Here is a 6,420-nt window from a genome sequence, read left to right as displayed (position 1 = left end):
CGCTGCTAATCGTCAATAATTTGGCTATATTCTTTGGCTATTAACTTTATGCCAAACTATTGACGTTCTGGGTGCCATCCTAAACAATCGTCCCACTAATGTCACATTGATATTCCGCGGCGACCTGTCCTTTTGCGTGTGAACCAGTTCCTGTTTTGAACTTTCCGACATATGGTCAATCCAGTCGCCAATCATCCGACGCAGCAGCACGTTTAGCTGTGATTCAAGACAAGAAGTTCTGGGAAATTTTTACCATGCGTTCGCAATTGCTCAAGGCTCTACCCTTCGCCCTCGCCGCCTCATTCGTACAAGCACAATCCTTACCAGAAGCCATGCAGCAGGCCATGGATGTCCATCCGGAAATCCAGGCAGGGGTTAACAGTCGATTGGCCGCGGATTATCAATTAAAGGCCGCGAAAGGTGGATACCTGCCCAAGGTCGATCTGCTGGGCGGTTATGGCCGTGAAGGCACCGACAGCGTGACCACCCGTGCCAACGGCGGCGGCAATCACTGGGAAACCCTGAACCGTAGCGAGTCAAGTTTACGTCTCTCGCAAATGGTCTTTGACGGTTTTGCGACGTCCAACGAAGTCGCGCGTCAACAAGCCAACGTCAGCTCCCGCGCCTACTCGCTGCTCGGTACGTCAGAGCGCACTGCGCTGACCGTCGCCCAGGTTTATCTGGATGTGCTGACCCGTCGTGAATTCGTGCGTCTGGCCGAGGACAACCTCAAGAGTCATCAGCGCATCTACGACCAGATCCAGTTGCGCACCCAGCGCGGCGTCGGCAGCGGCGCCGACCTTGACCAGGCCGAAGCGCGGATGGCCCAGGCGCGCAATAACCTGATCACCGAGCAGACCAACCTCGCCGACTCGGAAACCAATTTCCTCAGCGCCGTTGGCCAGATGCCTGATCAACTGGAGCGTCCGGCGCCGTTCATGGCGATGATGCCGGCCAACCTCAATGAAGCGCGTCAACAGATGTTGGAGAACAGTCCGATCCTGCGGTCGGCCGAGTCCGACATCGCCGCTGCCGAGAAGCAATACGCAACCGCCAAGTCGACCTTTTACCCACGCTTTGACGCTGAGCTGGGGCGTACCGCCGACAATGATCTCGACGGTCAGAACGGCCACAACAACGAATGGCAGGCCATGTTGCGCATGCGTTTCAACCTCTATTCCGGCGGCAGCAACAAGGCCGATCTGGAATCCAAGTCGTACCTGTCAAACCAGGCCCTGGACATCCGCAACAACGCCCTGCGTCAGCTGAACGAAGAACTTGGCTTGGCCTGGAATGCCCTGAACAACGCCAACGCTCAGGTGCCGATCGCGCAGCAGTACGTCGATCACAGCACCTCGGTGCGCACTGCTTATCAGCGTCAGTTCAGCCTCGGCGAGCGTACCCTGCTCGATTTGCTCGACAGCGAAAACGAGTTGTTCACCGCTTCACGGCGTCTGGCTGAAATCAAAAACATTCAGTTATTTACTCAGTATCGAATCAAGGCGACCATGGGCGAGTTGCTCAGAAGCCAGGGAGTGGTCGCGCCGTTGGCATCCGTTGTGCAGAACGACGTGAAGCCCAAGGTTCAGCTGCCTGGGATGAATTGAGTTATCCCTTTCAACTGTTAAAGAGTGTCGAGCGTGGAATCAGAAGTCAGTCGAGTTCATCTCAGTCATGATCCACGCGCGTTGCACGACGATCCGTTGCTGGACGGTCTGCTCGCCCTTTGCATGCTGCACCAGAAGCCCGCCAGCGCGGCGATGCTGACAACCGGCCTGCCGCTGCCCAAACAACGTCTGAGTGTCGAGTTGCTGCCCCGCGCGGCGGCTCGCGCCGGCCTGCAAGGGCGGGTTTTGCAGCGCAAGCTGGAAGAGATTCCAGCGATTGCCATGCCCGCGTTGTTGCTGCTCAAGGATGGCCGCAGTGCCGTCCTGCTCGGCTGGCAAGGTGACAACGAAGCGCGGGTGCTGCTCAGCGAAAGCGACGGCGGCGAATCCGTGGTCAGTCGCGAACTGCTGGCCGACGACTACACCGGCAAGGTCTTCTTCGCCCAACCGCAGCACAAATTCGACGTTAACCACGGCACGCTGATCCCGCGTGCGCGCTCATGGTTCCGCGACACCCTCAAGCGTTCGCGCTGGCTGTACGCCGACGCCATCGCCGCCAGTTTCCTGATCAACATCATCGCCATGGCCGCGCCGCTGTTCGTGATGAACGTCTACGACCGCGTCGTGCCGAACCAGGCCGAAGCCACCCTGTGGGTGCTCGCGCTGGGCATCACCGGCGCGTACATGTTCGACCTGATCCTCAAGAGCCTGCGCAGCCTGTGCCTGGATCTGGCCGGGAAGAAAACCGACCTGATCATCTCCGCCACGCTGTTCGAGCGCATTGTTGGCATGTCGATGAAGTATCGCCCGGCGCGGGTCGGCAGCTTCGCGCAGAACATCCATGAGTTTCAGAGCCTGCGCGATTTCCTCGCCTCGCTGACTCTGACCAGCCTGATCGACCTGCCGTTCACCATCCTGATCTTCATCGTCATCGCCATTCTCGGCGGGCATCTGGTGTGGATTCCCGTGCTGGCATTCCCGATAGCCCTGCTGATTGGTTACGCGCTGCAAAAGCCGCTGGTGGCAACCATGGAACGCACCATGGCCCTCGGTGCAGAACGTCAGTCGAGCCTGATCGAAACCCTCGCCGGCCTCGACGCGGTCAAGGTCAACAACGCCGAAAGCGAACGCCAATACCAGTGGGAACAGACCATCGGCACCCTCAGCCGCCTCGAACTGCGGGTGAAAATGCTGTCCGGTCTGGCGATGAACATCACCCTGCTGATTCAGCAACTGGCCGGGGTGATCATGATCGTCTTCGGCGTTTATCAGATCATCGCCGGCAACCTGAGCATGGGCGGTCTGATCGCCTGCTACATGCTCAGTGGTCGCGCACTCAGCCCGCTGGCTTCGCTGTCGGGTTTGCTGACCCGCTACCAGCAGGCGCGAGTGACGATGACATCGGTGGACCAGATGATGGAGCTGCCGCAGGAACGCAATTTCGAAGAGCGCCCGTTGAGCCGCAAGGTCCTGCAAGGCGCCATCGAGTGCCGTCAGCTCAACTTCACCTACCCCGAACAACAGAACCCGGCGCTGAAGAACATCAACCTGGTGATCCGTCCCGGCGAGAAAATCGGCATCATCGGTCGCAGCGGCTCGGGTAAGAGTTCGCTCGCCAAACTGCTGGTTGGCCTCTATCAGCCGGACGACGGCGCATTGCTGGTGGACGGCGTTGATATCCGCCAGATCGACGTCAGCGAGTTGCGCTACAACATCGGCTACGTGCCGCAGGACATCCAGCTACTGGCCGGCACCTTGCGTGACAACCTGGTTTCCGGCGCGCGTTATGTCGAAGACGAGCTCGTGCTGCAAGCCGCCGAACTGGCCGGTGTCCACGAATTCGCCCGCCTGCACCCGCAAGGCTACGAACTGCAAGTGGGCGAGCGCGGGCAAAACCTGTCCGGCGGTCAGCGCCAGAACGTCGCGCTGGCCCGGGCGCTGTTGCTCAATCCGCCGATCCTGCTGATGGACGAGCCGACCAGCGCGATGGACAACACCGGCGAAGAACGCCTCAAGCAACGCCTCGCAGCGGTGATTGAAAACAAAACCGTGGTACTCGTCACGCACCGGGCCTCCCTGTTGTCGCTGGTGGATCGTCTGTTGGTGATCGATCGCGGGCAGATTCTCGCCGACGGCCCGAAAGCTGCGGTGATGGAAGCGTTGAAGAAGGGGCAGATCAGTGTTGCTTAAGTCGGGTTTCAAGGATTCGATCCGTCGCTACTTCAAAGGCACTGCATCGCTGCAGGGCCAGCCACTGCCCGAGGTCAACAAGGCGCTGATCGAAGATGCCCCGCGCGTCGTGCGCCTGACCATCTGGGCGACCATCGGCTTTTTCGTGTTCCTCATGCTCTGGGCCAACTTCGCCGTGATCGACGAAGTGACCAAAGGCGACGGCAAGGCGATTCCATCGTCGAAGATTCAGAAAATCCAGAACCTGGAGGGCGGGATCGTCTCCGAATTGTTCGTCAAGGAAGGTCAGATCGTCGAAGCCGGTGCACCGTTGATTCGTCTCGATGACACGCGATTTGCCTCCAACGTCGGTGAAACCGAGGCTGATCGGCAGTCGATGCTGCTGCGCGTCGAGCGCCTGAGCGCCGAGGTCGATGACCGCCCGCTGAATTTCCCGGAAGACGTGGTCAAAGCCGTTCCCGGTCAGGCGAAAAGCGAAGAATCGTTGTATATCAGCCGTCGTCAGCAACTGCACGACGAGATAGGGGGCTTGCAGGAGCAGTTGATCCAGCGTCAGCAAGAGCTGCGCGAGTTCAGCTCCAAGCAGGCGCAGTATCGTCAGCAGCTGAATTTGCAGCGTCAGGAAATCAACATGTCCGAGCCGCTGGTGGCGCAGGGCGCGGTGTCCCCGGTTGAAGTGCTGCGCCTCAAGCGTGCCGAAGTGGAAACCCGTGGTCAGCTCGACGCCACCACGTTGGCGATTCCACGCGCCGAGTCGGCGATCAAGGAAGTGCAACGCAAGGTTGATGAGACGCGCGGCAAATTCCGCAGCGAAGCGCTCACTCAGTTGAACGAAGCGCGCACCGATCTGAACAAGGCGCAGGCCACCGGCAAGGCCCTGGAAGACCGCGTCAGCCGTACGCTGGTGACATCGCCGGTGCGCGGCATCGTCAACAAGTTGCTGGTCAACACCATCGGTGGCGTGATTCAGCCGGGCAGCGACATGGTGGAAATCGTACCGCTGGACGACACGTTGCTGGTTGAAGCGAAGATCCGTCCGCAGGACATCGCGTTCCTGCACCCGGGGCAGGAGGCGATCGTGAAATTCACCGCCTACGACTACACCATTTACGGCGGGCTGAAAGCCCAGCTGGAGCAGATCGGCGCCGACACCATCACCGACGAAGACAAGAAAACCACCTACTACATCATCAAGGTGCGCACCGAGCGCAGCCACTTGGGCACCGATGAGAAGCCGTTGTTGATCATCCCGGGCATGGTGGCGTCGGTGGATATCATCACCGGCAAGAAGTCGGTGTTGAGTTATCTGCTCAAGCCGATCATTCGCGCGCGGGCCGAGGCGTTGCACGAACGGTAGATATCTATTGGCTTTACTGGCCTCATCGCTGGCAAGCCAGCTCCCACAGGGTTCTCGGTTGGAACACGATTATGTGTTCAACATCGGGACCTGTGGGAGCTGGCTTGCCAGCGATGGCGTCATTGCAATCACTCCATTTCGCCAATAAGTGACACAAATCGTCACTCACCATTCAGTCCAGACAGGCGCCAACTAACTTAGGGATGTTTGCTAGCATTGCGCACAGATCAATCCAGATCGGCCACGAGTGCTCAGCATGCAACTCCCGGATATGAACCTGCTGGTCGCCCTCGACGCCCTGCTCGACGAGGGCAGCGTGGTCGGCGCCGCGCGGCGGATGAACCTCAGCCCGGCGGCGATGAGCCGGACGTTGACGCGGATCCGTGAAGCCATCGGCGACCCGATTCTGGTGCGCGCCGGCCGGGGGCTGGTGCCAACCCCAAAAGCGTTGGAATTGCGTGAGCAGGTGCGCGATGTCGTCGAGCAGGCCGCGCTGTTGTTCCGTTCGGCTGACGAGGTGGAACTGAGCACCTTGCGCCGGCGCTTCAGCATCCGCGCCAATGACTTTTTTGTCGGCGTTTACGGCGGCAAGCTCTTCGACACCCTCGACCAGGTTGCCCCGCACTGCGAACTGCGCTTCGTCCCCGAAGGCGATGGCGACGATGAAGCGTTGCGAGAAGGGCGGATCGACCTGAGCGTCAGCAACACCCGGCCGGTGACCCCGGAAGTGAAAGTACAGAATCTGTTCTCCACACACTTCGTCGGCCTGGTGCGCGAGGATCATCCCTTGCTCGATGGCGAGATCACCGCCGAGCGCTATGCCGGGTTTTCCCATATCAGCATGTCCCGCCGGGGCATTGCTCGCGGACCCATCGACACGGCATTGAACGCCTTGGGCCTGGAGCGGCGAGTGGCGGTGATCGCGCCGAGTTTCCATGCGGCGATGTTCGCTTTGCCGGACTCTGACCTGATCCTGCCGGTGCCCAAGGAAGCGCTGCTGAGTGTGCGGCGACTGGGACTGAAACTGCGCTCATTCGACCTGCCGATCCCGCTGCCGACGTTGATGCTGACGCAGGCGTGGCACCCGCGTTTCGACAAGGATCCGGCGCACCGCTGGCTGCGTGAAACCCTCAAGAGTTGCTGCGACGAAACCTGGCTCGCTGCCCAACCCTAGTATTGGCAGACACCATAAATCCCTGTGGGAGCGGGCTTGCCCGCGATGATGCCGGCGGCCAAGCCATCCTCAGTGACTGCCCCTCCGCTATG

4 protein-coding genes are annotated in these 6,420 nt (G+C 60.0%); all 4 read left to right on the top strand.

What is annotated here, in order from left to right; all coding sequences use genetic code 11:
* The first annotated feature begins 254 nt into the window (after nt 1-254).
* The 4 genes from AB4P91_RS04470 (at nt 255) to AB4P91_RS04455 (ending at nt 6,328) form a co-directional block, all read left to right on the top strand.
* Nucleotides 255-1,607, top strand: coding sequence for a TolC family outer membrane protein (locus AB4P91_RS04470; protein ID WP_150593770.1), 1,353 nt, complete (start codon nt 255-257; stop codon nt 1,605-1,607).
* A gap of 33 nt (nt 1,608-1,640) precedes the next feature.
* Complete coding sequence (locus AB4P91_RS04465; RefSeq protein ID WP_150593771.1) at nt 1,641-3,797, top strand: type I secretion system permease/ATPase; 2,157 nt, start codon at nt 1,641-1,643, stop codon at nt 3,795-3,797.
* Nucleotides 3,787-5,154, top strand: coding sequence for an HlyD family type I secretion periplasmic adaptor subunit (locus AB4P91_RS04460; RefSeq protein ID WP_395604394.1), 1,368 nt, complete (start codon nt 3,787-3,789; stop codon nt 5,152-5,154). Before AB4P91_RS04465 ends, AB4P91_RS04460 begins: the two co-directional genes overlap by 11 nt.
* A gap of 256 nt (nt 5,155-5,410) precedes the next feature.
* Entirely contained in the window at nt 5,411-6,328 is a 918-nt protein-coding gene (locus AB4P91_RS04455; RefSeq protein WP_042557033.1) for a LysR family transcriptional regulator, read from the top strand.
* The last annotated feature ends 92 nt before the right edge of the window (nt 6,329-6,420 follow it).

It is taken from the genome of Pseudomonas sp. B21128, assembly GCF_044218865.1.
Taxonomy (GTDB): Bacteria; Pseudomonadota; Gammaproteobacteria; order Pseudomonadales; family Pseudomonadaceae; genus Aquipseudomonas; species Aquipseudomonas iridis.
This window is presented reverse-complemented; position numbering and strand designations above follow the sequence as displayed.

Excerpts from the sequence above, each read along its gene's own strand:
- AB4P91_RS04470 (WP_150593770.1), top strand. The coding sequence starts at position 255 with ATGCGTTCGCAATTGCTCAAGGCTCTACCCTTCGCCCTCGCCGCCTCA.
- AB4P91_RS04455 (WP_042557033.1), top strand. The coding sequence starts at position 5,411 with ATGCAACTCCCGGATATGAACCTGCTGGTCGCCCTCGACGCCCTGCTC.